This window comes from Xanthomonas nasturtii (assembly GCF_001660815.1).
In the GTDB taxonomy this organism is placed as follows: domain Bacteria; phylum Pseudomonadota; class Gammaproteobacteria; order Xanthomonadales; family Xanthomonadaceae; genus Xanthomonas; species Xanthomonas nasturtii.
Genome location: NZ_LYMI01000034.1, coordinates 40,299 through 66,469 on the forward strand (window position 1 = coordinate 40,299; position 26,171 = coordinate 66,469).

The 26,171-nt window shown below is 65.3% G+C and carries 24 protein-coding genes, 1 other RNA gene and 1 pseudogene; 16 read left to right on the top strand and 10 right to left on the bottom strand.

Annotated features, from left to right (window positions below; all coding sequences use genetic code 11):
- Positions 1 to 49: 49 nt before the first annotated feature.
- On the top strand, positions 50 to 610 hold the full coding sequence (locus A7D16_RS13085) for an adenine phosphoribosyltransferase (RefSeq protein ID WP_010372726.1): 561 nt from the start codon (positions 50 to 52) through the stop codon (positions 608 to 610).
- A gap of 99 nt (positions 611 to 709) precedes the next feature.
- Here A7D16_RS13085 and dbpA read toward each other — a convergent pair whose 3' ends face one another.
- The gene (gene dbpA / locus A7D16_RS13090) at positions 710 to 2,086 is read right to left on the bottom strand and encodes an ATP-dependent RNA helicase DbpA (protein WP_064633334.1); all 1,377 of its coding nucleotides are present in this window, start codon (positions 2,084 to 2,086) and stop codon (positions 710 to 712) included.
- 110 nt (positions 2,087 to 2,196) lie between these two features.
- Here dbpA and A7D16_RS13095 point away from each other — a divergent pair, with 110 nt between their 5' ends.
- Positions 2,197 to 4,086, top strand: coding sequence for an ATP-binding cassette domain-containing protein (locus A7D16_RS13095; RefSeq protein WP_064633338.1), 1,890 nt, complete (start codon positions 2,197 to 2,199; stop codon positions 4,084 to 4,086).
- Between the two features lie 170 nt (positions 4,087 to 4,256).
- Here the strand turns inward: A7D16_RS13095 and A7D16_RS13100 are convergent, their stop codons facing one another.
- Both A7D16_RS13100 and A7D16_RS13105 read right to left on the bottom strand, forming a co-directional pair.
- On the bottom strand, positions 4,257 to 4,682 hold the full coding sequence (locus A7D16_RS13100; protein ID WP_064633341.1) for a barstar family protein: 426 nt from the start codon (positions 4,680 to 4,682) through the stop codon (positions 4,257 to 4,259).
- Positions 4,679 to 5,119 carry a guanyl-specific ribonuclease gene (locus A7D16_RS13105; protein WP_064633343.1) on the bottom strand — a complete coding sequence of 147 codons (441 nt, stop codon included), beginning with the start codon at positions 5,117 to 5,119 and terminating at the stop codon, positions 4,679 to 4,681. Before A7D16_RS13105 ends, A7D16_RS13100 begins: the two co-directional genes overlap by 4 nt.
- Before the next feature lie 252 nt (positions 5,120 to 5,371).
- On the opposite strand from A7D16_RS13105, the gene A7D16_RS13110 reads away from it, so the two are divergent.
- Positions 5,372 to 5,983 carry a superoxide dismutase gene (locus A7D16_RS13110; protein ID WP_011259314.1) on the top strand — a complete coding sequence of 204 codons (612 nt, stop codon included), beginning with the start codon at positions 5,372 to 5,374 and terminating at the stop codon, positions 5,981 to 5,983.
- Positions 5,984 to 6,144: 161 nt separating this feature from the next.
- On the opposite strand, the gene A7D16_RS13115 is transcribed toward A7D16_RS13110, so the two are convergent.
- A complete protein-coding gene (locus A7D16_RS13115; RefSeq protein WP_005913068.1) occupies positions 6,145 to 6,978 on the bottom strand; it encodes an inositol monophosphatase family protein in 834 nt (277 codons plus the stop codon).
- Positions 6,979 to 7,094: 116 nt separating this feature from the next.
- On the opposite strand from A7D16_RS13115, the gene A7D16_RS13120 reads away from it, so the two are divergent.
- The 3 genes from A7D16_RS13120 to A7D16_RS13130 are packed head-to-tail and all read left to right on the top strand — an operon-like array spanning position 7,095 to position 10,957.
- Complete coding sequence (locus A7D16_RS13120; protein ID WP_064633345.1) at positions 7,095 to 7,862, top strand: RNA methyltransferase; 768 nt, start codon at positions 7,095 to 7,097, stop codon at positions 7,860 to 7,862.
- Positions 7,863 to 7,913: 51 nt separating this feature from the next.
- Positions 7,914 to 8,843, top strand: coding sequence for a phosphate/phosphite/phosphonate ABC transporter substrate-binding protein (locus A7D16_RS13125; protein WP_064633347.1), 930 nt, complete (start codon positions 7,914 to 7,916; stop codon positions 8,841 to 8,843).
- A complete protein-coding gene (locus tag A7D16_RS13130; RefSeq protein WP_064633349.1) occupies positions 8,840 to 10,957 on the top strand; it encodes a putative bifunctional diguanylate cyclase/phosphodiesterase in 2,118 nt (705 codons plus the stop codon). The genes A7D16_RS13125 and A7D16_RS13130 overlap by 4 nt, the downstream gene beginning before the upstream one ends.
- 138 nt (positions 10,958 to 11,095) lie before the next feature.
- Here A7D16_RS13130 and epmB read toward each other — a convergent pair whose 3' ends face one another.
- Positions 11,096 to 12,124, bottom strand: a complete 1,029-nt coding sequence (gene epmB / locus A7D16_RS13135) for an EF-P beta-lysylation protein EpmB (RefSeq protein WP_064633351.1) — start codon at positions 12,122 to 12,124, stop codon at positions 11,096 to 11,098.
- Between the two features lie 101 nt (positions 12,125 to 12,225).
- Between epmB and efp the strand changes: the two genes are divergently transcribed.
- The 6 genes from efp (at position 12,226) to A7D16_RS13165 (ending at position 17,248) form a co-directional block, all read left to right on the top strand.
- Entirely contained in the window at positions 12,226 to 12,792 is a 567-nt protein-coding gene (gene efp, locus A7D16_RS13140) for an elongation factor P (RefSeq protein ID WP_064633353.1), read from the top strand.
- 131 nt (positions 12,793 to 12,923) lie between these two features.
- Positions 12,924 to 13,646, top strand: a complete 723-nt coding sequence (locus A7D16_RS13145; RefSeq protein ID WP_457853256.1) for a PA3715 family protein — start codon at positions 12,924 to 12,926, stop codon at positions 13,644 to 13,646.
- A gap of 18 nt (positions 13,647 to 13,664) precedes the next feature.
- Entirely contained in the window at positions 13,665 to 15,002 is a 1,338-nt protein-coding gene (locus A7D16_RS13150; RefSeq protein WP_064633357.1) for a TRZ/ATZ family hydrolase, read from the top strand.
- A 30-nt stretch (positions 15,003 to 15,032) separates the two neighbouring features.
- Positions 15,033 to 15,752: a bifunctional 2-polyprenyl-6-hydroxyphenol methylase/3-demethylubiquinol 3-O-methyltransferase UbiG gene (gene ubiG, locus A7D16_RS13155; RefSeq protein ID WP_064633359.1), complete on the top strand. Its 720-nt coding sequence runs from the start codon at positions 15,033 to 15,035 to the stop codon at positions 15,750 to 15,752.
- 112 nt (positions 15,753 to 15,864) lie between these two features.
- Positions 15,865 to 16,530 carry a phosphoglycolate phosphatase gene (locus A7D16_RS13160; protein ID WP_239687002.1) on the top strand — a complete coding sequence of 222 codons (666 nt, stop codon included), beginning with the start codon at positions 15,865 to 15,867 and terminating at the stop codon, positions 16,528 to 16,530.
- A gap of 28 nt (positions 16,531 to 16,558) precedes the next feature.
- The gene (locus A7D16_RS13165) at positions 16,559 to 17,248 is read left to right on the top strand and encodes an isoprenoid biosynthesis enzyme family protein (RefSeq protein WP_064633360.1); all 690 of its coding nucleotides are present in this window, start codon (positions 16,559 to 16,561) and stop codon (positions 17,246 to 17,248) included.
- Between the two features lie 66 nt (positions 17,249 to 17,314).
- Here A7D16_RS13165 and A7D16_RS13170 read toward each other — a convergent pair whose 3' ends face one another.
- Entirely contained in the window at positions 17,315 to 18,985 is a 1,671-nt protein-coding gene (locus tag A7D16_RS13170) for a diffusible signal factor-reguated family 28 glycoside hydrolase (RefSeq protein ID WP_064633362.1), read from the bottom strand.
- Between A7D16_RS13170 and A7D16_RS23150 the strand changes: the two genes are divergently transcribed.
- Positions 18,984 to 19,322, top strand: coding sequence for a hypothetical protein (locus tag A7D16_RS23150; RefSeq protein ID WP_153043167.1), 339 nt, complete (start codon positions 18,984 to 18,986; stop codon positions 19,320 to 19,322). The two genes, A7D16_RS13170 and A7D16_RS23150, sit on opposite strands and share 2 nt — an antisense overlap.
- Before the next feature lie 274 nt (positions 19,323 to 19,596).
- Here the strand turns inward: A7D16_RS23150 and A7D16_RS13175 are convergent.
- A pseudogene (locus tag A7D16_RS13175) lies at positions 19,597 to 20,735 on the bottom strand (putative acyl-CoA thioester hydrolase).
- Positions 20,736 to 21,032: 297 nt separating this feature from the next.
- Between A7D16_RS13175 and A7D16_RS13180 the strand changes: the two are divergent.
- The 3 genes from A7D16_RS13180 (at position 21,033) to A7D16_RS13190 (ending at position 22,319) form a co-directional block, all read left to right on the top strand.
- The gene (locus tag A7D16_RS13180; RefSeq protein ID WP_181920433.1) at positions 21,033 to 21,536 is read left to right on the top strand and encodes a pyridoxamine 5'-phosphate oxidase family protein; all 504 of its coding nucleotides are present in this window, start codon (positions 21,033 to 21,035) and stop codon (positions 21,534 to 21,536) included.
- Between the two features lie 352 nt (positions 21,537 to 21,888).
- Positions 21,889 to 22,179: a hypothetical protein gene (locus tag A7D16_RS13185; protein WP_064633367.1), complete on the top strand. Its 291-nt coding sequence runs from the start codon at positions 21,889 to 21,891 to the stop codon at positions 22,177 to 22,179.
- Between the two features lie 64 nt (positions 22,180 to 22,243).
- Positions 22,244 to 22,319: non-coding RNA, sX9 sRNA (locus tag A7D16_RS13190), on the top strand.
- 169 nt (positions 22,320 to 22,488) lie between these two features.
- Here the strand turns inward: A7D16_RS13190 and eutC are convergent.
- From eutC to eat, 3 genes are read right to left on the bottom strand one after another with little or no spacing between them, the layout of a single operon-like run.
- Positions 22,489 to 23,310, bottom strand: a complete 822-nt coding sequence (gene eutC, locus A7D16_RS13195; RefSeq protein WP_064633369.1) for an ethanolamine ammonia-lyase subunit EutC — start codon at positions 23,308 to 23,310, stop codon at positions 22,489 to 22,491.
- Positions 23,307 to 24,716: an ethanolamine ammonia-lyase subunit EutB gene (locus A7D16_RS13200; RefSeq protein WP_064633371.1), complete on the bottom strand. Its 1,410-nt coding sequence runs from the start codon at positions 24,714 to 24,716 to the stop codon at positions 23,307 to 23,309. Before A7D16_RS13200 ends, eutC begins: the two co-directional genes overlap by 4 nt.
- Positions 24,713 to 26,077 carry an ethanolamine permease gene (gene eat / locus A7D16_RS13205; RefSeq protein ID WP_064633374.1) on the bottom strand — a complete coding sequence of 455 codons (1,365 nt, stop codon included), beginning with the start codon at positions 26,075 to 26,077 and terminating at the stop codon, positions 24,713 to 24,715. The genes A7D16_RS13200 and eat overlap by 4 nt, the downstream gene beginning before the upstream one ends.
- Between the last annotated feature and the right edge of the window lie 94 nt (positions 26,078 to 26,171).

Sequence of the window (26,171 nt, forward strand, 5' to 3'; positions counted from 1 at the left end):
CGCAGCCTAGAATAGGCCTGTCCCCACCGGCCACAACGCCACAACCACCATGACTGACTGCAGCCGCTGCGCCGGCACCAACGCTTCCGGACCCAACCATTGGTCGGAGCGGATCCGCGACATTGTCGATTTCCCCAAGCCGGGCATCGTCTTCAAGGACATCACGCCGCTGCTGTCCGATGGACCGGATTTCGCTTCCGCGCTGGATGAGATGGCGCAGCCGTGGCGGACCACGCCGCTGGACGCGGTGCTCGGGATCGAGGCGCGTGGTTTCATTCTGGGTGCCGCGCTGGCGCGCGAATTGCGGACCGGCTTCGTGCCGGTGCGCAAGCCGGGCAAGCTGCCGGGGCGCACGCTGATCCAGGAATATGCGTTGGAATACGGGACCGACCGCATCGAAATGCACGAAGACGCGTTGCCGCGTGGCGCGCGCGTGCTGATCGTCGACGACGTGCTGGCCACCGGCGGCACGCTGCGTGCGGCGCTGGGCCTGGCTGCCCAGCTGGAACTGGAAATTGTCGGTGCAGCGGTGCTGGTGGAGTTGCAGGCACTGCAGGGCCGCCAGAAATGGGCCGACGACGTGCCGCTGCTGGCGACGCTGTCTTACTGAGTCGCGTCTTGCGGCGAGCCCGGGCGCATGGAAGTGCGCGCGTCCAGGAGCGCTCCTGCCGAGACGCATGCGGCCGGCGGTATGCCGGCCGCGTTGTGTTCAGAGCCTGCCGACCCGGAACCGGCGTCCCTTGATCTTGCCTGCGTGCAGATGCGCCAGCGCCTTGGCGACCTGAGCGTTAGCGATGGCGACATAGGAGCGGGTGGGGTAGATGGCAATCTTGCCAATCGCCGCGCCCGACAGCCCGGCCTCGCCGGTCAATGCACCGAGGATGTCGCCGGCACGCAGCTTGTCGGTCTTGCCGCCGTCGATGCGCAAGGTGGTCATCGCCGCCTGCGGCAGCTGCGCCGGGCGCGCAGTGGCCAACGGCGCACGCGACCATTTCAACGGCTGGCCTTGTTCGGCTTCCAATGCCTGCGCGCGCCCGGTCTCGCGTGAGGCCACCAGGCTGAGCGCCAAACCGCGCTTGCCTGCCCGCGCGGTACGGCCGATGCGATGACGATAGGTTTCGGTGTCGGTAGGCAACTCGTAATTGACCACTGCCGACAGGTCTTCCACGTCCAGCCCGCGTGCGGCCACATCGCTGGCCACCAGCACATTGCAGCTGCGATTGACGAAGCGCACCAGCACTTCGTCGCGGTCGCGCTGCTCCATGTCGCCATGCAGCGCGAGCGCGGAAAAGCCGAACTCCTGCAGCGAGCCGGCCACCTCGTCCACTTCCTTGCGGGTATTGCAGAACACCACGCTGGATTCGGGATTGAAGCGCAGCAGCAGGCCGGCGACGGCTTTCTGCCGATAGGTCGGGTCGACTTCGAAGAACTGCTGGTCGATTTCCGGCGCGTTGTCGGCGCCTTCGACGGTGATTTCGACCGGGTCTTTCAGGATCTCGCGCGCCAGCGTGCGGATGATGTCGGGGAAGGTGGCCGAAAACAGCAGGCTCTGGCGATGCTTGTCGCAGCGGCTGGCGATCTCGCGGATGGGTTCTTCGAAGCCCATGTCGAGCATGCGGTCGGCTTCGTCCAGCACCAGCGTGCGCACGCCGCCCAGGTGCAGGGCGCGCTTGCGCGCCAGTTCCTGGATGCGGCCGGGCGTACCGACCACCACTTGCGGGTCGTGCGCTTCCAGCGAGGCCAGTTGCGGGCCCAGCGGCATGCCGCCGGTGAGCACCACCAGCTTCATGTTGGGGATGCCGGTGGCCAGTTTGCGCAGCTGCTTGCCGACCTGGTCGGCAAGCTCGCGGGTGGGGCAGAGCACCAGCGCCTGCGCGCGGGTCAGCGCCGGGTCGAGCTTCTGCAGCAGGCCCAGCCCGAACGCGGCGGTCTTGCCGCTACCGGTCGGCGCCTGGGCGATAACATCGAGTCCCTGCAGGATCGGCGGCAGGCTCTGCGCCTGGATGGGAGTAAGGACGGTGTAGCCAAGGGCGTCGATGCCGGGGGCCAGGGCCGGCGACAGCGGCAGCGCGGAAAATTCGTTCATGGCGCATTTTAGCCCGGGATTGGCAATTGGTGATTCGGGATTGGTCACGGCAACGGCGCGCCCTGCTGCCAATCCCGAATCCCCAATCACCAATCCCGTACAATTGCGCCATGCCTTTAATCACTCTGCAAAGCGTCGACTACAGCGTCGGCGGCCCCTTGTTGCTGGAAAAAACCGACCTCACGATCGAGCCGGGCGAGCGTATCGCCCTGATCGGCCGCAACGGCGCCGGCAAATCGACCTTGATGAAACTGATCGCCGGCGAGCTCAAGCCCGACGACGGCGAAGTGCGCGTGCAGCAAGGCGTGCGCATCGCGCGGCTGGAGCAGGAGGTACCGCAGGGCACCGGCGGCAGCGTGTTCGACGTGGTGGCCGACGGCCTGGGCGAGTTGGGCCATTGGCTGGCCGAATTCCATCAGCTCAGCCATGCCGAGGTGTTCGATGGCGAAGCGTTCGGCAAGGTGCAGGCCAAGATCGACGCGGCCGATGGGTGGGCACTGGATCAGCGCGTCACCGAGACGCTGACCAAGCTGGAACTGGACGGCGATGCGGAGTTTTCGCGACTGTCCGGCGGTATGAAGCGGCGCGTATTGCTGGCGCGCTCGCTGGTGTCTTCGCCGGATGTGCTGCTGCTGGACGAACCGACCAATCACCTGGATATCGAAGCGATCGACTGGCTGGAGTCGTTCCTGAAAGGCTGGAGCGGCAGCGTGCTGTTCGTCACCCATGACCGGCGCTTCCTGCGTGCGTTGGCGACGCGCATCGTCGAAATCGACCGCGGCCAGGTCACCAGCTGGCCGGGCGACTGGGCCAATTACGAGCGGCGTCGCGAAGAGCGGCTCAATGCGCAGGCGCAGGAAAATGCGCGCTTCGACAAGATGCTGGCGCAGGAAGAGGTCTGGATCCGCCAGGGCATCAAGGCGCGGCGTACCCGCGACGAAGGCCGTGTGCGACGTCTGGAGTCGATGCGCAACGAGCGCGTGCAGCGCCGCGACCTGACCGGCAACGTGCGCATGGAAGTCTCGCAGGGCGAGTCGTCCGGCAAGAAGGTGATCGAAGCCAAGGACGTCGGCTTTGCGTTTGGCGCACGCACGATGGTCAAGGGTTTTTCCACCATCATCCAGCGGGGCGACCGCATCGGGCTGATCGGCCCCAACGGCAGCGGCAAGACCACCTTGCTCAAGCTGTTGCTGGGCGACCTGCAGGCGCAGCAGGGCGAGATCCGCATCGGCACCAATCTGCAGATTGCGTATTTCGACCAATACCGCTCGACGCTGCGCGAAGACTGGAGCGCGATCGAGAACGTGGCCGAAGGCCGCGATTTCCTCGAAATCAATGGCAAGCGCAAGCATGTACATGCCTATCTGCAGGATTTTCTGTTCACGCCCGAGCGTGCGCGCGCACCGATCACGCGGCTGTCCGGCGGCGAGCGCAATCGCCTGCTGCTGGCGCGGCTGTTCGCTCAGCCCTCCAACCTGCTGGTGATGGACGAACCGACCAACGACCTGGATGTGGAAACGCTGGAGTTGCTGGAAGAATTGCTGGGCGACTACACCGGCACCTTGTTGCTGGTCAGCCATGACCGCGACTTCCTCGACAACGTGGTGACCTCCACGCTGGTGATGGAAGGCGATGGCCTGATTGGCGATTATGTCGGCGGCTACAGCGATTCGTTGCGTCAGCGCCGCACGCCGGCCAGCAATGCGATGGCCGTGGCCAAGGCCTCGGCGACGGCTGCAGTGGCCACGCCCGTGGCAGCCGCAGCGACGCCGGCGGAGGCGCCCAAGCGCAAGCTCAGCTACAAGGATGCCCGCGAGCTGGAACAGCTGCCGGCCCTGATCGAGACGCTGGAACAGCAGGTGGCCGCGCTCACCGCGGCGATGAACGAGCCGAGCTTTTATCAGCGCGACAGTGCGGCGATGGCCACCCACACCGCAGCGTTGGGCGATGCGCAGAAGCAGCTGGATGCGGCGTATGCGCGCTGGAGCGAGCTGGAATAGCCGGCCCGTATGCCGGCACGCTGTTGCGTGCTGGCCAGTGGGCGGCTAACGCAAGGTGGCGAGCAGTTGGTTCGCGCAGGCCTCAGCGTGTGAAGTGGGGGCGCTGTTGGATGACGCGCGTTTACACGACGCGATGGCCAGGCCCACGTAGCAACGCCGAGTCGGCCTACTCAGTCGCAGGCGCTGGCCGGTGCCACGAAGGCCGCAAAGGTGAGCCCGCGCGTTGCCCAGCTGGTTGCGGCCTCGTCGAGAATATCCAGCAAACTGTCGCGGTCATTCGGTGCCGCCTGCGCCAATGCCTCGGCACCGTCGATCAGTAATGCGTAGCCGCGCGGCGAGGGCAGCCATGCCAGATCGCGCAATGCATCGCTGAGCGCATCCCAGTTGCGGCCGAAGCTGGCAGGGAAATCCAGTTGCGTGGCCAGACGCATCAGCAACATGCGTTTATCGCTGCAGCTGGCCAGATCCACACGCAGAATGCGCAAGCCGGCGTCGCGCGCCAGCGCCGCCATGGTGTCCAGGTCGTCGGTATCGGCTTGATACACGCCCGACTGCTGCGGGTCGGACAGGTCCAGTGCGAAGTCGCCCGCGCTCATGGTGCCTGGTCCGGGGTCGGGCCATCGAAGGCTTTGAAGCTCTGATAATGATCGTCGCTGTAGTACCAGGCGTCGGGCGGAGTGCCGCCGGTAACGATGCGGCGCGCGCCGCGATCCTGGCTGCCGGGCGTATCGACGGTGTATTCGCGGTAATAGCCGCGCGGGCGCTCGGGCAAGCGATGCTCGCGGTTGCCGAACACGCTGCCGTCCTGCGCATGTGGAAACGGGCCGCTGCGCTGGATCAGCACGATGGTCGCCATCGCCTCGATCGGCAGAAACGCCGGCAGGCGCGGCACCTCACGCGTCGGTGCGGTTGCGGCGATCGGTGCGTTGAGTTGCGGCGCGAACTGCGGCTTGGGCGTCTGCATCGCGCGCATGCCCCATAAGCCGGCAACCAGCAACACGATGGCAACGATCAGCAAAGCGGGCTTGCGCATGAAGACGGTCCGAAGAATATGTGCGGCAGAGCAAGTATGCCGGTGCGCGACTGTGTCGACTTTGAACGCGGCCAGGTGCTGGCGCGGTTCACGCCCAAGTAACCGGGGCATGGTGCAAGGTGTGCAGCCAACAGCGCGGCATGCGATGGGATGAAGTTTCCCTGCCAGCACCCTTGGTAAGCGCCGCCGCCGTCCTTACCATCTACCCCGCAACGCCCGGTCTTCGCCGGGCGGCAAGTCCAGGAGACACGCATGGCTTATACCCTTCCGCAGCTGCCCTACGCCTACGACGCGCTGGAACCGAACATCGATGCGCAGACGATGGAAATCCATCACACCAAGCATCATCAGACCTACATCAACAACGTCAATGCGGCGCTGGAAGGGACTGAGTACGCCGACCTGCCGATCGAAGAGCTGGTGTCCAAACTGAAGAGCCTGCCGGAAAACCTGCAGGGCCCGGTGCGCAATAACGGCGGCGGCCACGCCAACCATTCGTTGTTCTGGACGGTGCTGTCGCCCAACGGTGGCGGCGAGCCCAAGGGCGAGGTCGCCAAGGCGATCGACAAGGACATCGGTGGGTTCGAGAAGTTCAAGGAAGCCTTCACCAAGGCGGCCGTCAGCCGTTTCGGCTCGGGCTGGGCATGGTTGAGCGTGACCCCGGACAAGAAGCTGGTGGTGGAAAGCACCGCCAACCAGGACAGCCCGCTGTTCGAAGGCAACACCCCGATCCTGGGCCTGGACGTGTGGGAACACGCGTACTACCTGAAGTACCAGAACCGTCGCCCGGAATACATCGGCGCGTTCTACAACGCCGTGAACTGGGAAGAAGTCGAGCGCCGCTACCACGCCGCGATCGCCTGACGTTCTGAGTTAATGCGGTAACGCAAGAAGGCCGGGAGCGATCCCGGCCTTCTTCGTGTGTGCGGTCTACGTCGTAGCAGCGACCTCGGTCGCGATGGGTATTGCCGTGGAAAGCGCCATCGCGCGCAAACGCGCTCCTACCGCAACCGAAGCGGCGTCGATCAGAACTTGGCGTCGAACTCGCGCGCGTAGCCGGTGTTGACGATGACCTTCTGCAGCGCGTCGCTGATCTTGATGTTGCCGGCGACGATCTGCTGGGTTTCCGGGCCCATGTTGTCCATGCGCGGCGGGGTGGCGCCCTTGTAGTCGCAGACCCGGCCACCGGCCTCGCGCACCAGCAACACACCGGCGGCGATGTCCCAGGCTTTGACGCCGGCTTCGAAGTAGGCATCGGCACGGCCGCAGGCCACATAGGCCAGGTCCAGCGCCGCCGAGCCGGTGCGGCGCACGTCTTCGGCCTGCACCAGCAACGCATCCACGCACTTGAGCTGCGCACTGGCGCGCGCACGTTCGCGCGGCGGGAAGCCGGTGTGGACCATGGCGCCTTCCAGATCCTTGCGTTCTGCAATACGGATGCGGCGGTCGTTGAGCACCGCGCCGGCACCGCGGCTGGCAGTGAACAGCTCATTGCGCAGCGGGTCGAAGATCACCGCATCGGTGGGTTCGCCGTTTTCCACCAGTGCGATCGACACGCAGTAATGCGGGAAGCCGCGCAGATAGTTGCTGGTGCCGTCGAGCGGATCGATCACCCAGGTGTAGCGGCCACTCTTGCCGCCCTGCACGCCGCCTTCTTCGCCGAACACGGCGTACTCGGGGTAGCCGCGCTTGAGTTCCTTGATGATGACCTTCTCGGCATCGGCATCGACTTCGCTGGCGTAGTCCATGCGGCCTTTCTGCACCACGTTGAGCGCATCGAGCTTGTTGATGCCGCGCAACAGCACATTGCCGGCGAGGCGGGCGGCTTTGACCATGACGGTGACGGCGGGTTTCTGCATGGTTAAAGCTCCCGTGAAGGCAGAACGGACAATGGCGAAGGTAAAAGAGCGGTCCGGCGCGAAAGCCGGCCGCGCAGTTTACCATCTACGGCCGACCAGCTCCCCAATCTCCGTTCATGTCCGTCAGTCAGCGCATCCGTTTTGTTCTTGTCGGTACCCAGCATCCAGGCAACATCGGCGCCGCCGCGCGTGCGATGAAGACCATGGGTGTCTCGCGTCTGGTGCTGGTGGCGCCCGAGCGCGCGCTGGACGAAGACGCCTACCGGCGCTCGGCCGGCGCCGAAGACGTGCTTGGTGATGCGCCGATCTTCGCGACGCTGGGCGAGGCGGTGGCCGATTGCAGGTTGGTCATTGGCTGCACCGCGCGTGCGCGGCGGGTGGCGCTGGAAGAATTGCTGCCGGACGAAGGCGCGGAGCGCGCCCTGACCAAGGCGAGCGAGCCGGCCGAAGTGGCCTTCGTATTCGGCCGCGAGCGCACCGGGCTGACCAACGACGAATTGCAGCTTTGCCATGCCGCGGTACATATCCCGTCCGACCCGCAGTTCAGTTCACTCAATCTGGCCGCCGCCGTGCAGGTATTGGCGTACGAAGTGCGGCTGGCGCAGTTGGCCGCAGGCGAGGCCGAACCGGCACCTGCGGCGGCCAGTGCCGGCTTGCGCGATGGCCCGGCCAGCCATGCGCAACTGGAAGGCATGTTCGGCCAGTTGGGCGACACCCTGGACGAGATCGACTTCCACAAGGGCCGTGCGCCGGAGTCGGCGATGCGCAAGTTGCGCCGGCTATTGCTGCGCGCGGACATGACCGAGCAGGAGGTACGCCTGATCCGCGGCATCCTGTCGGACGCGCAGCGCATGGCCATGCTCGCCAGGCAGGCCGGAAACTGACGTCTGTCACATCTTCACAGATTCGGCTAGGCTGTCCGCGGCTCTAGGGGAGTGTCCGTTTTGCGCGGTCTACGATGGTGTCTGATTGCCTGCTGGTTGTTGGCCGGGGCAGGCTTGGCCGTGACGGCTGCGGCAGCGCCCTCCTCGGTGTTGGTACTTGGGCGGATCAGCGATGACCCCGCCACACATTACAATCAACTCAAACCGCTGCTGGACTATGTGGTGCCGCGCATGCACGAGGTGGGCATCCGTCGTGGCGAGATCCTGATGGCGCCGGATGCGGGCCAGATGTCCAGCTATCTTCGGCGTGGCAGGGTCGACTGGGTCAGCGAAACCACCGGGGCGGCGATGCTGCTGGGGCAGCGCGGCAGCGCCCACCCGCTGCTGATGACCGAACGTGGCGGCCTGCGCGACTTCCATACGCTGTTCTTCGTGCGCCGCGACAGCCCGATCCAGTCGTTTGGGCAGTTGCGCGGCCACACCCTGGCGCTGCAGAACGCCTCGTCCACCAGCGGCTATCTGTTGCCGATGCTCGAGCTGCTGCGCAATGGCATCGCGTGCGATGTGCTGCTGTCGGCGGACGACACCCCGGTGAGCGGTTCGGTCGGCTATCTGATGGTCGGATCCAAATTGAATGTTGCGGCGTTCGTGCACAAGCAGCTGATCGATGTGGGCGCGCTCAGCAACGTGGATTGGGACGACGAGCGGCATCTGCCGCCGGTGTTCAAGCGCGACTTCCGCATCGTGCACCGCACCGCGCCGGTGCCGCGCGCGGTGGAAATGGTGCGTGCGGGGATGGAACCGGCGGTGGAGCAGCGGTTGCGCGTGGTGCTGCTGCAGGCGGCTTCCGATCCCAAGGCAGGCCCGGCATTGAAACGTTTCTTCGACACCACCGGGTTCCATGCGCTGGATGCGACGAGCCGCCGGCGTCTGCAGGAGTTGAGCGCGGGCGTGCAACGCGTCAGGGATCATGTGGAATGACTCAGGTGCGCTTCGGCTTGCAGGCACGCTTTTTGTTGGTGATGACGCTGACGCTGCTGCTGGTCGGCGCGATTCTGGCCTCGCTGCTGCAGCGGCAGAGCGCAATGCAGCGCGAAGTGCGCGGCTTGAGCGCGCAGATCCTGCACGAATTGTTCGATCGCAGCCTGCGCACGCGTGGCGAGACCCTGGCAACCGAGCTGGCCTCCGGGCTGGCCAATCCGCTGTACTACTCGGACCTGGGCGCGGTAGGCGCGCTGGTGCGCAATGCCTCGCGCCAGCAGGTGGTGAGCTATGTGCTGGTGTTCGACCGCCGCGGCCGGCTGGTGCACGACGGCACGCCCACCTTGCGGCGTTACGGCCAGGCCATGACCGACCCGCTGGCGGCCAAGGCGGTGAACGCGCAGGCCTTGCTGCTGCAATCCTCGCCCGAGGTGCTGGATGTCACGGTGCCGATCACGATCGGCGACCAACGCATCGGCGGCGTGCGCGTGGGCATGTCGCGCGAGCGGGTGCGCAAGATCGAGTCCAGCGCCAATCTGACCCTGGTGCAGAACCTCAATGCGATCGGCAAGCGCGATCTGGGCTGGTTGCTGGTGCTGCTGGCCGCGTTGTTGGCGCTGGGCGTTCTGCTGGCGATCTACGTGCAGCGCACGCTGGTGGCGCCGGTGCGGCTGCTGGCGGCTGCGGCGCGGCAAATCGAGCGCGGCGACTACGCCGTACGATTGCCACCGCATCCGCGCAACGACGAAATCGGCGAGCTGATTTCCGCATTCGGGCGGATGAGCGAAAGCATCGCCCGGCACGACCGCGAAGTGCGGCATATGGCCTACACCGATGCCTTGACCGGGCTGACCAACCGGCTCGGCTTCCGCGAAGGGTTGGATCACCTGCTCAACACCGCGCGCAGCACCGACAGCAAGCTGGCCTTGCTGTTCGCCGATATCGACGACTTCAAACGCGTCAACGACACCCTTGGCCACGAAGCCGGCGACGAAGCCTTGCTGCAGTTCGCCAGCCGCATCAGCCGCGCGGTTGCGGCGCTGGGCGGCGACGATGCGATCCTGGCGCGCTTCGGCGGCGATGAGTTCGTGATCCTGTTGCAAAGCGGCGATGTCAGCCTGCTGGCTGCGCAGCTGGCCGACCGCCTGGTGCACGAACTGAGCCGGCCGTTGAACGTGCAGGGCCGCGAGGTGTTCCTGGGCACCTCGATCGGCATCACGCTGTTCCCCGACGATGCGCGCGACGCCACCGCGCTGCTGAAGAACGGCGACATCGCGATGTACCAGGCCAAGGTCGCCGGCAAGAATTGCCACCGCTTCTACAGCCGCGCCGCCGACCATGCGGTCGAACGTCGCGTGCATATGGAACACGAGTTGCGCGGTGCCTGGGAGCGCGACGAGCTGCGCCTGGTCTATCAGCCGATCTACCGCACCAGCGACCGCGTGCTGGTGGGCGTGGAGGTGCTGCTGCGCTGGCAGCATCCGGCGCTGGGCACGATTGCGCCATCCACCTTCATCGATATTGCCGAGCAGAGCGGGTTGATCGAAGTGATTGGCCCCAAGGTGCTACGCGCGGCCTGCCTGGAAGCGGCGCAGTGGCCGGCGGTGGGCGAAGGCCTGTTCATTTCGGTCAACGTGTCGCCGCGGCAACTGCGCAGCGGCGACCTGATCGACACCGTGGCCGAATGCCTGGCCGAGTCCGGCCTGCCGGCCGCGCGGCTGCATCTGGAGCTCACGGAGACGGCAGTGATCGGCGACGAAATGATGGCCGCCAGCCTGCTCGACCAGCTGCACCGCACCGGCGTAAAGGTGTGGCTGGACGACTTCGGTACCGGTTTCTCCGGCCTGAGCCACCTGCGCCAGGTGCCAGTGGACGGGGTCAAGATCGACAAGAGTTTCATTGCCGACCTGCAGCGCGACCCCGACGATCTGGCGCTGACCACTGCGATCATCAACATGGCCCATTCGTTGGGAATCACGGTCGTGGCCGAGGGCATCGAGCAGGAAGCGCAGTTCAACCTGCTGCGCGAGCGCGGCTGCGACCTGGGGCAGGGCTACTGGTTCAGCCGCCCGTTGAGCCCGGCGGACATGGTCAAGCTGATCGCGGCGGGGTGAGTGCGTGCATACGTCGCTTTAACGTGCCGCACCGCTGCGCGTAGGAGCGCCCTCGGGCGCGATGGAGCATTACCGGTAAGGCTGCATCACTCCCAAGGGCGCTCCTACAGTGCACGTGAGCGCCGATGGCAGTGACGATTACAGCGGCCGCTTGCCGGTATCGCCGGGGATTTCGCGCACCAGGCGTGGGACCAGATAGCCGGACAGGCGTGTGGCCAGTTCGGTATGCAGGGCGCGTGCGCGGGCATCGTCCACTTCGAAATGCGCCACGCCGGCCACGCGGTCGAGCTGATGCAGGTAATACGGCAGCACGCCGGCAGCAAAGCTGCGCTCGCTCAATGCCGCCAGTGCGTCCACGCTGTCGTTGACGCCGCGCAGCAGCACGGCCTGGTTGAGCAGGTGCGCACCGGTGTCGCGTAGCGCGCGCATGGCTGCGTCCACGGCGGCGTCGAATTCGTTGGCATGGTTGGCGTGCAGCACGAAGGCCACCGGCCAGGGCAGGCTGCGCAGCCAGGCCAGCAGCAGCGCATCCACCCGCTCGGGCAGCACGATCGGCAGGCGGCTGTGGATGCGCAGGCGTTTGAGATGCGGGATCGCTGCCAGCGCGTCGGTGAGTTCGGCCAGCTTGGGCGTGGCCAGCGAGAGCGGGTCGCCACCGGAGAGCAGCACTTCGTCGATGCCGGGGTCGGCCGCGATCGCGGCCACCGCCTCGCGCCAGCCATCGCGCGCAGCGGTTTCTTCTGCATACGGGAAGTGCCGGCGGAAGCAGTAGCGGCAATGCACTGCACAGCTGCCGGTGGCGATCAGCAGGGCGCGGCCGCGGTATTTCTGGATCACCCCGGCGGCGGTCCTGGCGGCGGCATCGCCCACCGCGTCCAGCCCGAAGCCCGGCACCGGCTGCAGTTCCGCATCCAGCGGCAGCACCTGACGCAGCAACGGGTCGTGCAGGTCGCCACGGCGCATCCGCGCCACGAACGCGCGCGGCACCCGCAACGGAAACTGTGCAGCGGCGGCATCGCTGATTGCCGCAGCCTGCGCATCCAGGCCCAGCAGCGCCAGCAGTACGCGCGGGTCGCGCACGGCGTCGCGCCACTGCTGCTGCCAGCGCGAGGGCTGCAGGGCAGGGGGCGGAGATGGCTGTAAGGCGAGGGGGGCTGCGGTTATCATGTGCGGTCACAAAACCAATGCCCGCCGGTTATGGCGGGCGCCCCATTCTAATCCGACCTGCCTCCATGTGGCGGGTCGTGGTCTTATCGAGGAGCTGCACCATGGCCACTGTTGGCATGAACGACGTCAAGAACGGCATGAAGATCCTGGTCAACAACGAGCCGGCGGTCATCACCGAGACCGAATACGTCAAGCCGGGCAAGGGCCAGGCCTTCACCCGCATGAAGTACCGCTTCATCAAATCCGGGCGCGTGGTCGAAATGACCATGAAGGCGACCGACGATGTGGAAGTGGCCGACGTGGTCGATACCGATATGCGCTATCTGTACAGCGATGGCGAGTACTGGCACTTCATGGACCCGGAAACCTTCGAGCAGGTGCAGACCGACAAGGCCGGCATGGGCGGCGCCGACAAGTGGCTCAAGGGCGAGGAAGATTGCATCGTGACGCTGTGGAACGGCAGCCCGATCTGGGTGCAGCCGCCGAACTTCGTCGAGCTCAAGATCACCGAAACCGACCCGGGCGTACGCGGCGATACCTCCGGCGGTGGCGGCAAGCCGGCCACGCTGGAAACCGGCGCGGTGGTGCGCGTGCCGTTGTTCGTCAACCAGGACGAAATCATCAAGGTCGACACCCGCTCGGGCGAGTACTCGGCGCGCGTCAAGTAAGCCGGATGCGCCCGGGACGCCTGTCTGTTCGAGCGGTACGCAGTGCCGGTGTCCTGGTGGGGCTGTGGGCGGCGCTCGCAGCGTGCCCGGCGTTTGCGCAATCGGCAGGCGCAACCTGCGAGGCGGGTGACGTGGCGGCCGTTGCGGGAATTGCAACGGCCGGCGTGGTCGGCGGCGTTGCAGCTGCGGTGCCGGTCGAGCATGCGGTGGCACAGACCTGCAAGCCGTGGCCGTACGATCCGGCGATCCGGCTGGCGGCGATTGCGTTTTCTGACGACGCCGACACGGCCCCTGGCGAGCGCCAGCTGGAACTGCGCGTGGCCATGCTCGATGCCTCCAGCGGCAAGGTGCTGGCGTTCTACGCGCAGGACATGGGTGAGGATGCCGCCTTCGAACTGGATGCAGACAGTTTGCGTCTGGATACCGCGCGCTACGACCTGGCCAAGGGCGTGCGCGCGGTCGGCGTGGTGGTGCATAGCGCTGCGCGTGGGCCCAGCTGCCCGGATTTTTACAGCAATCAGGCATTGACCTTGCTGATGCGCGAGGGGCGCAGCTTGCGCCCGGTGCTGCAACGCGATCTCCATGCGTGGCAACGTGTAAAAGGCGAGCCGTGTAGTTTGGGGAAGGGCGGCGTGGTCACTGAAACCGCCAAGGTGGTTGTGGGCATGGCATCGCAGGCACATGCCGGCCATGCAGATATTGTGCTGGCCGCCAACGTCGTCACCACGGAGACCGCGCCGGGCAGCGACACCGATACCGAACGTACCCGTCGCGTCCGCCAGGTGCTGCGCTACGACGGCAAACGCTATGTGCCTGTGGCCGGTGGCGAAACCGGCTGGCCGTTCGATAACTAACCTTTTTTGGATCCGCTCATGACCAATGCCCCTCCCGAGACGTGCGACCTGTTGATCGAAGCCGGTTACGTGGTGCCGATCGAACCGCATGCGGTGGTACTGGAAGACCACGCCGTGGCGGTGAGCGATGGCGCCATCGTGGCGATCCTGCCGGTTGCCGAAGCACGCGCACGGTTTGCGCCGAAGCAGACCGTCTCGCGCCCGGAGGCGGCACTCATGCCGGGCTTGGTCAACGCGCATACGCACAACCCGATGACGCTGCTGCGCGGCATTGCCGACGATCTGCCGCTGATGGTGTGGCTGCAGCAGCACATCTGGCCGGTGGAAGCGGCGGTGATCGGGCCGGAGTTCGTCGCCGACGGCACCACGCTGGCGATCGCCGAAATGCTGCGCGGCGGCACCACCTGCGTCAACGAGAACTACTTCTTCGCCGATGTGCAGGCGGCGGTGTACAAGCAGCACGGTTTCCGTGCGCTGGTCGGCGCGGTGATCATCGATTTCCCCACCGCCTGGGCATCGTCGGACGACGAGTACTTTGCGCGGGCCGGTGAGCTGCACGACCAATGGCGCGACGATCCGTTGATCAGCACGGCGTTCGCGCCGCATGCGCCGTACACCGTGAACGATGCCAACTTCGAACGCGTGCGCATGCTGGCCGACCAGCTCGACATTCCGGTGCATCTGCATACGCACGAAACCGCGCAGGAAGTGGCAGATTCGATCAAGCAATACGGCCAGCGCCCGCTGGCGCGGCTGGATCGCCTGGGCCTGGTCAACGACCGCCTGATCGCGGTGCACATGACCCAGCTCACCGAGGCGGAAATCCATCTGTGCGCCGAACGTGGCGTCAGCGTGGTGCACTGCCCCGAATCCAATCTCAAGCTGGCCTCGGGTTTCTGCCCGGCGTGCGCGCTGCAGCGTGCCGGCGTGAACCTGGCCATCGGCACCGACGGCTGCGCCAGCAACAACGACCTGGACATGTTCAGCGAGAACCGCACCGCCGCGATCCTGGCCAAGGCCGTGGCCAACGATGCCACCGCGCTGGACGCGGCCACCACCTTGCGCGCGGCCACCCTGGGCGGCGCGCGCGCATTGGGCTTCGGCGACACCATCGGCTCGATCGAAATCGGCAAGCAGGCCGACCTGATCTGCGTGGATCTGGCCGCACTGGAAACCCAACCGCTGCATCATGTGCTGTCGCAGCTGATCTACTCGGCCGGCCGCCATCAGGTCACCGATGTGTGGATCGCCGGCAAGCCCAAGCTGGTGCAGCGCGAGCTGATCGACATGGATACCGCCGCCCTGGTCGCCAACGCGCGGCAGTGGCGCGAACGCATCCGCACCGTCCGCGCCTGAGCGCGCGTCACCGCATCACGGAGCCTCCGCATGAATTCGAATACTCACTCCACGTCCGGTAATTTCCATCAGAGCGAGCTGGATAAGTTCGCCGCGCTGGCCAACCGCTGGTGGGATGCCGACGGCCCGCAGAAGCCGCTGCATGCGCTCAATCCGGTGCGTCTGGACTATGTGTCCGCGCGGCTGGACCTGGCCGGTACGCGGATGCTCGATGTCGGCTGCGGCGGCGGCCTGCTCAGCGAGTCGATGGCGCGCCTGGGCGCGCAGGTGACCGCGATCGACCTGGCACCGGAGCTGGTCAAGGTGGCGCGCCTGCACAGCCTGGAATCGGGCGTGCAGGTCGACTATCGCGTGCAATCGGTGGAAGACCTGGCTGCCGAACAGCCGGGCAGTTTCGATGCGGTGACCTGCATGGAAATGCTCGAGCACGTGCCGGACCCGACCGCGATCATCCGCGCCTGCGCCAGCCTGCTCAAGCCGGGCGGCAAGCTGTTCCTGTCCACGCTCAATCGCACCCCGGCCGCATTCGCGCTGGCCGTGGTGGGTGCCGAATACATCGCGCGGCTGCTGCCCAAGGGCACCCATCACTACAAGGATTTCATCAAGCCGGCGGAACTTGCCGCGTGGTTGCGCAGCGCCGAGCTGCAGCTGGAAGACGTCAGCGGCATGCTGTACGAGCCGTGGCGCAATCGTGCGCGCCTGTCTTCGCGTACGGAAGTGAATTACCTGGCCTATGCGGTCAAGCCGTGACGAATCGGGAATCGGGATTCGGGAATCGCAACAGCAGAGGTGGGCTTTGGTGACATCCGATGCATCCCCAGTTTCAGATAAGGGCACGCAACGACAAGACGCAGGTGCGGCTGTGACGTTTCCGCGGGCGGTGTTGTTCGATCTGGATGGCACCTTGCTGGACAGCGCGCCGGACATGCTGGCGACCGTCAACGCGATGCTGACCGCGCGGGGGCGTGTGCCGATCGCGTTGGATCAGCTGCGCCCCGTGGTATCGAAAGGGTCGCGCGCGATGCTGGCGGTTGCGTTTTCCGAACTCGATCCTGATGCGCGCGATGCCTTGGTACCTGAGTTTCTGCGCCGTTATGAAGCCTTGATCGGCACGCAGTCGCAGGTGTTCGAGGGTGTCGAAGAACTGCTGCTGCGGCTGGAGCGCGCCGGTTGCGCGTGGGGGATCGTCACCAACAAGCCCGAATATCTGGCGCGGCTGATCCTGCCGCAACTGGGCTGGGAACAGCGCTGCGCGGTGTTGATCGGCGGCGATACGCTGGCCGAGCGCAAGCCGCACCCGTTGCCGTTGCTGGCGGCTGCCGAACGCATCGGCATTGCGCCTGCGCAATGTGTCTACGTCGGCGACGATGAGCGCGACATCCTTGCCGCGCGCGCGGCGGCGATGCCATCGGTGGCGGTGTTGTGGGGCTATCGTCTGGCCGACGACGTGCCCGCGCGCTGGCAGGCCGACGTGCTGGTTGAACAGCCGCAGGCGCTTTGGAACCCGGCAACGTGGCCGCAGATCTGACCTTTCCTCGTTTTTTTCTGGACCCGCCATGAGCCAATCCAGCGCTCTCGACAGTTTTCTCGACAAGTGGCGCACGCGCTGGCCGGAATGGTCGGTTGCCGAGCCTTTTATTCCGCAACCGCAACGCCCGCTGGCTGCCGCGTGGTTTGCCTTGCTGCAGGAATGGGAAGACATCATGAACATCGCCGGCGACCCGTTGCCGGCCGATGCCAAGCTGGCGTGGTGGCAGCAGGAACTGCGCGACTGGTCGAACCAACGCTCGCGGCATCCGCTGGGGCGTGTGCTGGAGCCGGTGCGTGCGCCATGGGCACAGCTGGCCGACACCTTGCCGGCGATGCAGGCCGCGCGCGCGCAGCCGCAATCGCTGCAGCACGCGCTGGACACCTTGCGCACGTTTGCCGAGGCCGTGGTTGCGGTGGAAGCGGCGCTGTTTGGACGCACGCGGCCCGGCGATGCCACGGCGGTGGCAGTGCAATGGCTGGATGCACGTCAACGCGTGGCCGGCGACAGTGCAGCCCCCGGCGGCGTCGCCACGGCCGCCTGGCGCACGCAGTTGCTGCATGCGTGGCCGCGCAAAGTCGCGTTGGCGCGACCGCATCGGGTGTGGTCGCGTCTGGCACGGTTGCGGCTGCAGCGCGAGCTGAGCGGCAAGGCCGCGTATCCGCCGCCGGTGCAGCAGCTGTGGCATAGCTGGCGCGCGGCAAGCGGCACGGACTGAGCGCAGCCGGTATGCCAGCTGCGCCCGTCTGCGCGGTTATACAAGCGGTGACTCAGTCGGCTGTACTCAGATCGGCGAATCCGCCAGCACCGAGTGATAGGCAATGAAGGCGTCATTGCATTGCAACGGCGCGCCGGGGCCGGGCTTGCCCTGCAGTTGCACATCGTTGGGCACCGATTCGGTCAGCTGGTCGTAAAAGCTCACCGGGCCGCCCTTGAAGGTGAAATGCACCGCGCCCGGGTTGCTCGCAGGCCCACCGAAATGCGGTTGCGCGAAGCTGACCTTGCCACCTTCCAGCACGACATTGTCCAGCGAGATGGTGATCGGCCTGGTGGTGCTGGCATCGCGGTATCCGTAGAAACTCAATTCGCCGCCGCCCAGGGTGGTCGAACCCAGCGAATGCACGTTGCTGAGCGAGATGCCGTGGAACTGCGGGATCTTGTCGCGTATTGCCGCATTGGCGTAATTGGCGTCGAAGACCAGCGGGCGCGCAACTCCGCGCATGCAGATGTGGTCGAAACTGATGTCGTACACCTGGCCGCCGCGTGAGGCGTCGGACTTGATGCGCAGCCCATTGGCCGAATAGGGATCTCGCTGCACATCGTTGGCATTGAAGCCGTCGATGCTCAGCCCGCGCACAGCGATATGGCGCATGCCCGAGTCGGTTTCGCTGCCGAGCGAAAAGCCGTGTGTGTAATAGAACTGGTTGTAGGCGAACAGCATGTTTTCCGAGGCGATGCTGCGCTTGCTGTTGGCATGCGCCTTGATCGCAACGCCGTCGTCGCCGGTGCCGATGTAAGAATACGCCAGCAGGACATTCTTCGACTGGCCGGGGTCGAAGCCATCGGTGTTCTTGGCGGTTTCCGGCGTGAAGCAGGTCGCATGCGGATTGACGTCGGGCGTGCTGCCGGCCGGGCAACGGTAACCGGGCCGCGAATAGACCAGGCTGGGTGCCAGAATCTTGATGCCCCAAGCGGTCAGGCCCACCACGTTGTCGCTGATGACGTGGAAGTTGGGCGAGTTTTCCAGGGTGATGTCGTACAGCGTGAAGTCGCTGCTGTCGTCGATCTGCAGCAGCCGCGGCACGTGTTGGCTCAAACCTTTGCTGACGTTGAGATAGGCCAGATCCCACCAGCTGGCCGTGCCGGCATTGGGACCGGCGGTCAGCGTGCTGCCGCCGCGTCCATCGATCTTGCCCGCACCGACAATGGCGCTGTTTGCGGTATCGGCAACGTGGATCAACGGGTTGCACGACTTTGCCTTGTCGCTGGTGGCGGTGCCGCAGGTGCCCAGGCCGTTGTCGTAATCGAGCGGATTGCGCGAGCCGAACAAGGTTACGCCACGATCGATCCACAGCGTGACACCGCTTTTGATGGTCAGCGGACCGGTCAACAATCCGGACTCTCCGGCGTCGCCGCGGACCAGGCGCACTGCGCTGCCGGCAGGGCAATCGTCGATGGCCGCCTGCAAGCGTGCGGTATCGCGCTTGGACTGCGCCGGGTTCTGGTCGAGCGTATCCACCGAGCCACCCACCGGCCTCAGCGCAGCCTTGAGCGTGGCGCACACCTGGGTCGGCAATGCGGGCTGCTGAATCACCCCCCAGCTGGTGGAAATGCTGTGCGCGGTATCGGGTGCATCCTGCCCGTGCGGTCGCGCCGCGCTGGCGTCAAACGTGGTCAGGCCGAGCAGGGCAAGGGTCAGTGGCGCAACGGTGGGAACGAAACGATGGGACGGCATGGGCAGATGCTCCGGTGAAATGTGGCAGGCGCGCCAGATCAACGAGCACAACCAGATGCGGCCTGTACGCTGCGCTGCGAATATCTGCGCCCTGCACATGCGTGGTCTCGGCGGTGCTGTGTCGATCGGCGATAGCGGGATGCAAGCGTGGCGCGCCATGCCGAAGTTCGATTGCGTCAGCGCGAAATCAGCACCGCAGTGCCGAAGGCAGTGCAGGCAATCTGCCGTGTTCCGGCGTGCTGCAACTGCTGGCGGTAGCGAACTGTGCGCCGGATCGAATCGCATGCCGTCTGCGGCGGGAACAGGGCTGGATGACCTGGCGTTGAAAAAATCTTGACGTAGGAAGCCACGCCTGGTGTGCAGTCAACCGGATGCGCACGTGGTGCGATGCGTGCGCATCACTACGGTCGTTGCAAGCTGGCGCGGTCGCGCAGTGCGCGCATGTTGTCGTGCGTTGTCAGCGAACGACTACATGCGCGAACGAGCAATTCATTATTCGCGTCCTGTGAAACACACGAGACCATTGCAGAGATGGCTTTCCATGTAAGGCATTCCATGCAGCAAGCGCGGTTCACACCCGGCTTGCTACGCCATCGCTGCACTGCACCGCGTTAGTTGGCCGCGCCGGTACCGCTGTTGGTGTACTCGTAAAAACGGTTCGCCGAATTGCGGCAGTTGCTGCTGCAATATGGGCGGCTGGCCGTGGACGCATCCCAGAGGGCGGCCTGCGGATATGGCTGCCCAGGCTTGAGTCGCGCACCGTTACCTGGCCATTGGGCGAGGTGCCGTTGACGTAGGCGCTCAGACCGCTGACGCCTTCGTCCCGGGCACGCCCAAGCTAGGTGTTGTTGTCCAGAGAGCCGGAGACGCTGGTGAAGCTGCTGTTGATCGCCAGAAAGCCGTAACTACTGCCAGGGCGTGTGCTGGGCGCAAAGATGTAGCCGCCGCGGCTGTTGCCCAGGCGTGCGCCGGTGGAGCGGATGGTGGCACGATCGAACACGCCGATACCGGACCCGAAGATGAAATCGACATCGCCTTCGATGGTGCTGCTCTTGAACTATGCGCGAATCACATTGGCCGCATTGGTCGCGCTGATCAGCAAGGTGTCCTGGTTGCCGGTGATCACGACATCTTCGAAGTTGGCCCTGTCGCCGCGCACTGCCAGCGCCACCGCGGATTGATTGTTGCCGGCATAAGTGCCTTCGATAGAGTTGTTGTCCACGCGCAAGTGGCGCGCCTCGAAGTTTGCCGCGCGCACCGTGAGCGTTGCGCTGTTGGAGGTGCCCACCGTGGTCGCCGATGCATTGCTGGCGCACGCATGGCTTGCGGTACCGGCCGGCTTGGGGGTGGGGTTGGCGTTGTTGAAGCGGATGATGGTGTCGCCATTTCCTGCGCCCAGCCCGAACAGCGTCAGCGGTGGCCCATTGCTCGGCACGCAGACCAGCTCGGTGTAGGTGCCCGCCTTGAGGCTGATATAGCGACGCGTCGTGCCGCCTGCGGCGACGGCCGCATCGATGGCCGCTTGCACGCTGCGATAGCGGGTGGAACTGTCGGCAGCGACTGCGTAGTCGGCGCTGAGCAAGGCGAGCCCTGCAGTGGGGTTCCAGTTGTCGGTCACCAGCGCGGCGATCGGCCCGGCCTTGGCCAAGGCCTTGGCGATCGTGTAAGTGCTTGCTTCGCTGCTGGTGAGTTGTGGTCGCGTGGCAGTGCCGGTCAATGCCAGTGCACTTGCGCTGACAAGGCCCAGCAATGCAGCGGCGATGCAGGTCGTACGAAGATGCGATGCAGACATGTGGCGGCACTCTCTCAAAAGGGATGCGTGCGCAAACGCACTACGCGGCAGATGCCAGACAGGTCAGTAGCGACGCAGAAACCTTCTGCGCAGTTGCCAGACAGGCGCTTGCAATAAGGTGGTCGGCCGTTTCCGGTTGCCGGGCAATGCAGCGCAAGTGCAACAACGGTCGACGCAACTGTGTTTGCAAGCAGCACATGTCCTCACATGCCGTGGGCACGCAGCCTCCCAGACTGGCTTACCCGCGTACAACGCATGTCAGGAATCGAAATGGCAGACCCCAAAGAGTTGCAGGAAAAATTCTGGAAGGCGCTCAAATCCGATCGCACCGTGATGCTGGGGCTGGATGGCGTCGAAGACGGCCACGCGCGTCCGATGACCGCGCAGATCGAAGGCGACAGTGGTGGCCCGATCTGGTTCTTCACCTCCAAGGACAACGCGCTGATCGCGATGCTGGGGCAGGGCCGCCGTGTCATCGGCGCCTTCAGCAGCAAGGGCCACGATCTGTTCGCCAGCATCAGCGGTTCCTTGCGTGAAGATACCGACCCGGCCGTGGTCGAGCGGTTGTGGAATCCGTACGTCGCTGCCTGGTACGAAGGCGGCAAGGATGACCCGAAACTGGCGCTGCTGCGCCTGGATGCCGACCACGCACAGATCTGGCTCAATGGGTCAAGCCTGCTTGCCGGGATCAAGGTGCTGTTCGGTGTGGACCCCAAGAAGGATTACCAGGACAAGGTGGCGGACGTCCCGCTGCGCTGAGGTGCCTGGCCTGGCCTGCACGCACACGCGGCCTTCAAGGGGCGCGTGTGCGTGCGGTACTTGAGCGCTGCCGGGAAGCGCGTGGATGACGGATCAAGCCGGGCCGCACGAGTTCTGATTGGCGGTACCGCGCATGGGGTGACAACGCCCTATCCACCGACTGGATGCGTTTGATTCGTCGTAATTGGACGGTCGAGCGTGTTGTCTGGCTGCAGGGCCGCGTGCCGACTGCGCGTTGCCGCACGCGCCCACGCCGCAGTGATCTGCGCTTCACCGCCTGCCAACGCGTCGCTGCGCGATGATTTGCCATCGGCACGTGCGCAAGCGGCGGTGCCACCTCAGGAGATTCAACATGCAACAGATCGAAATCGGCCAGATGGTGTTTTTGCGCGATGGCGAAGTCGGCGTGGGCGCGGTCCGCGACATCCGCAACGACGGCGCAGAACTGGTCATCAATATCGAAAATGGCGGCGACTTTGTGCTGCCGGCGTCAGTGGTGCGCGATGTGCACTCGGGCAAGGTGATGCTGGATGTGGACCAACTTCCCGATGAGGTGCGTAATGCCCTGCGCCATCCGCATGACAACGAGTTGCAGACCAGCACCTATGCCGCGAGTAATCCGCAGGATGGCGCGCTGAAGTAACCAGAGCAGCGAACAAGACTACGGCGCAGCCGCCGGGCAGGCGCGGTCGGCGCCCCGAACCGGCAGGTACCGCGCGTACACTCCGGTTCCAGGCGCGCCGTCCACGCCCATCTGGCGGCTGGTCGCTCCATTTGTTGGCCAGTCTCTGTTGTTCATGCGTGGCGCGTTGCGAACGTCTTTAGCCGCTCCAAGCTGGCAGAGGTTGCGGCGGCTTTTGCGTTTGCCTGGGGAGGTCGCCTTCTCGGGAGATCGGTCACTGCAGTCGGCCAGTCCAACCCAGGATAGGGTTCGAGCCCACAAGCCGCTGAATCAGGTGTCCGGCAACAGGAAGGTGCGCGGTGCAGCGTCTGCAGGCCCTGCCGACAGCAAGACAGGTTGTTCGGCTTCATCCTTGAGCTGCACGCCGGAAAGCTGGCGGCGGAATGCCTCGCGCAATAGGTACGCCAGCTTGTGGGTCGCCTCCGCGTAGCTCAATCCTTCGGCGCGGATATTGGAAATGCAGTTGCGCGCAGCATCTGTCAGGCCGAGACGTGGCGTGTAGGTGAGATACAGGCCCAGGCTGTCCGGCGAACTCAAGCCCGGGCGCTCCCCGATCAGGACGATCACCGCGCGTGCATTGAGCAGCTCGCCGATTTCATCGCCGATCGCCACCCGGCCTTGCGCCACCAGCACCACTGGCGCCAGTGACCAGTTTTCCTGCGCGGCCAGGGCATCGATATGCTCGAGCATGCGCGCGGCATGCCGATGCACCGCCAGCGCGGAAAGTCCATCGGCAACCACCACCGCAACGTCCTGTCCGCCGCCGTGCACGGCGGTGAGGCCGCGCAGCTGCGTGGCGGCGTCTTCGGCCAGACGCCGTCCCAGATCGGGCCGCTGCAGATACGTATGACGATCCACCGCAGCGCTTTGCAGCAGGATGCTGCTGCGCCCGCGTTGCTCCAGTTCGGCCTGCAGCGGTGCCGGGTCGAATGCCAGATGCACCGCGTCGCGGGCCTGCGCATGCGCCAGCTGGAAATCCAGGTGCGCGCCCGTGGGCAGGCTGGTGCCCACGCGGCCCAACGCGATGCGCGCCGGGGTGAGCTGGCGCAGGTGCGCCCAGGCATCGCGCGACGGTTTGGTTGGCACGCTCATGGCGCAGCGCCGCCGCTGGCCTGCGCCAATGCGCGCCGGAACGGCGGCGGTACTTCGCTGCCAAGTTCGAAGCGACCATCGTGCAGCCGCAGGATGTCGTGCTGTTCCAGCCACTGCTCGAACTCGGGCGCGGCGCGCAGACCGAGTGCCTGGCGTGCAAACAGCGCATCGTGAAACGAGGTGGTCTGGTAGTTCAGCATCACATCGTCAGAGCCGGGAATGCCCATGATGAAATTGATGCCGGCTGTGCCGAGCAGGGTAAGCAACGTGTCCATGTCGTCCTGATCGGCCTCGGCATGGTTGGTGTAGCAGATGTCGCAGCCCATCGGCACGCCGAGCAATTTGCCGCAGAAATGATCCTCCAGCCCGGCACGGATGATCTGCTTGCCGTCGTAGAGATATTCCGGGCCGATAAAGCCGACCACGGTGTTCACCAGCAGCGGTTTGTAGTGGCGCGCCACGGCATACGCGCGCACCTCGCAGGTCTGTTGGTCCACGCCGTGGTGCGCATTGGCCGACAGCGCGCTGCCCTGGCCGGTTTCGAAATACATCACGTTGTCGCCCACGCTGCCGCGGCGCAGCGACACACCCGCGTCATAGCCTTCCTGCAGCAAGGCCAGGTTGATGCCGAAGCTGGCATTGGCCGCTTCGGTGCCGGCGATAGACTGAAACACCAGATCCACCGGCACGCCGCGGTTGATGGCGTCGATGGTGGTGGTGATATGCGCAAGCACGCACGATTGCGTCGGGATCTGATAGCCGGTGATTACCGCATCGAGCATGCGCAACAGGGCGGTGGTTGCAGCCAGACTGTCGCTGGCCGGGTTGATGCCGATCACCGCATCGCCGTTGCCGTACAACAGACCATCTACCACGCTGGCGGCAATGCCGGTGGCATCGTCGGTGGGGTGGTTGGGTTGCAGGCGTGTGGACAGGCGCCCACGCAAGCCCAGCGTATTGCGAAAGCGCGTGATCACGCGGGTCTTCTGCGCCACCAGGATCAGGTCCTGCACGCGCATCAACTTGGATACCGCCGCCACCATCTCCGGCGTCAATCCGGGTGCCAATGCGGCCAATGCGGCTTCATCGGCCTGCGCACTCAGTAGCCAATCGCGAAAGCCGCCCACGGTGAGGTGCGCCACAGCGGCAAACGCACTGTCGTCGTGCTGGTCGATGATCAGGCGCGTCACTTCGTCCGCTTCGTAGGGCACCACCGCTTCCTGCAGGAAATGCCGCAGCGGCAGATCGGCAAGCGCCATCTGCGCGGCCACGCGCTGCAGGCCGGAGTCGGCGGCAAGCCCGGCCAATTGGTCGCCCGAACGTGCCGGCGTCGCCTTGGCCAGCAGCTGTTTCAGATCGGCGAACTGAAATCGCTCACCGCCCGCGGTGAAGGCAAAGCCGCTCATCTGGCGCTGGTCGCAGGCGTGTGTTGCGTGCGCAGGCTGAGTACGCAACACGCCGCGCCGAACAGCAGCAGGCCCAGGAAGATCAACGCCACGATCGGGTTGAACCACACCATGGCCACCAGGCACACCAGTGCCAGCAGCAGCGCGATGGCCGGTACCACCGGGTAACCCGGCGCGCGGAAACTGCGCTCCAACCCCGGTTCGGCGCGGCGCAACTTGAACAGGCTGAGCATGCTCATCAGATACATCACGATCGCGCCGAACACCGACATGGTGATCATCGCTGCGGTCAGCGACATGCCCTGGATCTTGACCACACTGTCGCTGCAGATCGCGGCGATACCGATGACGCCGCCGGCCAGAATGGCGCGATGCGGCGTGCGAAAACGCGACAGCTTGGCCAGCCCATGCGGCAGGAACCCGGCGCGCGCCAGCGCGAAGAACTGCCGCGAGTAGCCCAGGATGATGCCGTGGAAACTTGCCACCAGGCCGAACAAGCCGATCCACACCAGCATGTGCAACCAGGTGGAGCTATTGCCGACCACCGCCTTCATCGCCTGCGGCAGTGGGTCGTTGATGTTGGAGAGTTGGCGCCAGTCGCCAACGCCACCGGCAAACACCATCACCCCCAGTGCCAGCACCACCAAGGTGAGAATGCCGGCGATGTAGGCGCGCGGGATCGTGCGCTTGGGGTCCTTGGCTTCTTCGGCTGCCATCGCGGCGCCTTCGATCGCCAGGAAGAACCAGATCGCAAACGGAATGGCCGCAAAGATGCCGGAAATGGCGGCCGGCCCGAACACATCGCTGCCGGCCCAGCCATTGGCAGCGAAACGCGCCACGCTGAAACCCGGGGCCACCACGCCCATGAACACCAGCAGTTCGATCACCGCCAGCAAGGTGACGATCAGCTCGAAGGTGGCCGCGATCGCCACGCCGACAATGTTCAAGCTCATGAAGATCACATACGCGCCGATGGCTGCGACGCGCGGGTCAAGCGTGGGGTATTGCACATTCAGATAGGCGCCGATGGCCATCGCGATGGCGGGCGGTGCGAACACGAATTCGATCAACGTGGCCAGGCCCGCGAGCATGCCGCCATAGGTGCCGAACGCGCGCAGGCTGTAGGCGAACGGCCCGCCCGCATTGGGGATGGCGGTGGTCAATTCGGTAAAGCTGAAGATGAAGCAGGTGTACATCGCTGCGACCAGCAACGTGGTCACCAGAAAGCCGAGCGTGCCGGCGGTGCCCCAGCCGTAACTCCAGCCGAAATACTCGCCGGAGATCACCAGGCCCACGGCGATTCCCCACAGTTGCCAGGTGCCCAGGGTCGGTTTGAGTTGCTCGTTGCGCATGTCGCACATCTCCTGCAATCGGGGGAGGGGAGATGAAGCACGCCCGGCACCAAGGCGACGGACCAACCGTCAGCAGCCGAGCGTTCGCCTGCAACGACATTCG

What these genes read in the sequence shown, in the direction of transcription:
- A7D16_RS13085 (WP_010372726.1), top strand. Translation starts at nt 50, where the DNA reads ATGACTGACTGCAGCCGCTGCGCCGGCACCAACGCTTCCGGACCCAAC.
- dbpA (WP_064633334.1), bottom strand. Translation starts at nt 2,086, where the DNA reads ATGAACGAATTTTCCGCGCTGCCGCTGTCGCCGGCCCTGGCCCCCGGC.
- A7D16_RS13095 (WP_064633338.1), top strand. Translation starts at nt 2,197, where the DNA reads ATGCCTTTAATCACTCTGCAAAGCGTCGACTACAGCGTCGGCGGCCCC.
- A7D16_RS13100 (WP_064633341.1), bottom strand. Translation starts at nt 4,682, where the DNA reads ATGAGCGCGGGCGACTTCGCACTGGACCTGTCCGACCCGCAGCAGTCG.
- A7D16_RS13105 (WP_064633343.1), bottom strand. Translation starts at nt 5,119, where the DNA reads ATGCGCAAGCCCGCTTTGCTGATCGTTGCCATCGTGTTGCTGGTTGCC.
- A7D16_RS13110 (WP_011259314.1), top strand. Translation starts at nt 5,372, where the DNA reads ATGGCTTATACCCTTCCGCAGCTGCCCTACGCCTACGACGCGCTGGAA.
- A7D16_RS13115 (WP_005913068.1), bottom strand. Translation starts at nt 6,978, where the DNA reads ATGCAGAAACCCGCCGTCACCGTCATGGTCAAAGCCGCCCGCCTCGCC.
- A7D16_RS13120 (WP_064633345.1), top strand. Translation starts at nt 7,095, where the DNA reads ATGTCCGTCAGTCAGCGCATCCGTTTTGTTCTTGTCGGTACCCAGCAT.
- A7D16_RS13130 (WP_064633349.1), top strand. Translation starts at nt 8,840, where the DNA reads ATGACTCAGGTGCGCTTCGGCTTGCAGGCACGCTTTTTGTTGGTGATG.
- epmB (WP_064633351.1), bottom strand. Translation starts at nt 12,124, where the DNA reads ATGATAACCGCAGCCCCCCTCGCCTTACAGCCATCTCCGCCCCCTGCC.
- efp (WP_064633353.1), top strand. Translation starts at nt 12,226, where the DNA reads ATGGCCACTGTTGGCATGAACGACGTCAAGAACGGCATGAAGATCCTG.
- A7D16_RS13150 (WP_064633357.1), top strand. Translation starts at nt 13,665, where the DNA reads ATGACCAATGCCCCTCCCGAGACGTGCGACCTGTTGATCGAAGCCGGT.
- ubiG (WP_064633359.1), top strand. Translation starts at nt 15,033, where the DNA reads ATGAATTCGAATACTCACTCCACGTCCGGTAATTTCCATCAGAGCGAG.
- A7D16_RS13165 (WP_064633360.1), top strand. Translation starts at nt 16,559, where the DNA reads ATGAGCCAATCCAGCGCTCTCGACAGTTTTCTCGACAAGTGGCGCACG.
- A7D16_RS23150 (WP_153043167.1), top strand. Translation starts at nt 18,984, where the DNA reads ATGGGCAGATGCTCCGGTGAAATGTGGCAGGCGCGCCAGATCAACGAG.
- A7D16_RS13170 (WP_064633362.1), bottom strand. Translation starts at nt 18,985, where the DNA reads ATGCCGTCCCATCGTTTCGTTCCCACCGTTGCGCCACTGACCCTTGCC.
- A7D16_RS13180 (WP_181920433.1), top strand. Translation starts at nt 21,033, where the DNA reads ATGTCAGGAATCGAAATGGCAGACCCCAAAGAGTTGCAGGAAAAATTC.
- A7D16_RS13185 (WP_064633367.1), top strand. Translation starts at nt 21,889, where the DNA reads ATGCAACAGATCGAAATCGGCCAGATGGTGTTTTTGCGCGATGGCGAA.
- eutC (WP_064633369.1), bottom strand. Translation starts at nt 23,310, where the DNA reads ATGAGCGTGCCAACCAAACCGTCGCGCGATGCCTGGGCGCACCTGCGC.
- A7D16_RS13200 (WP_064633371.1), bottom strand. Translation starts at nt 24,716, where the DNA reads ATGAGCGGCTTTGCCTTCACCGCGGGCGGTGAGCGATTTCAGTTCGCC.
- eat (WP_064633374.1), bottom strand. Translation starts at nt 26,077, where the DNA reads ATGTGCGACATGCGCAACGAGCAACTCAAACCGACCCTGGGCACCTGG.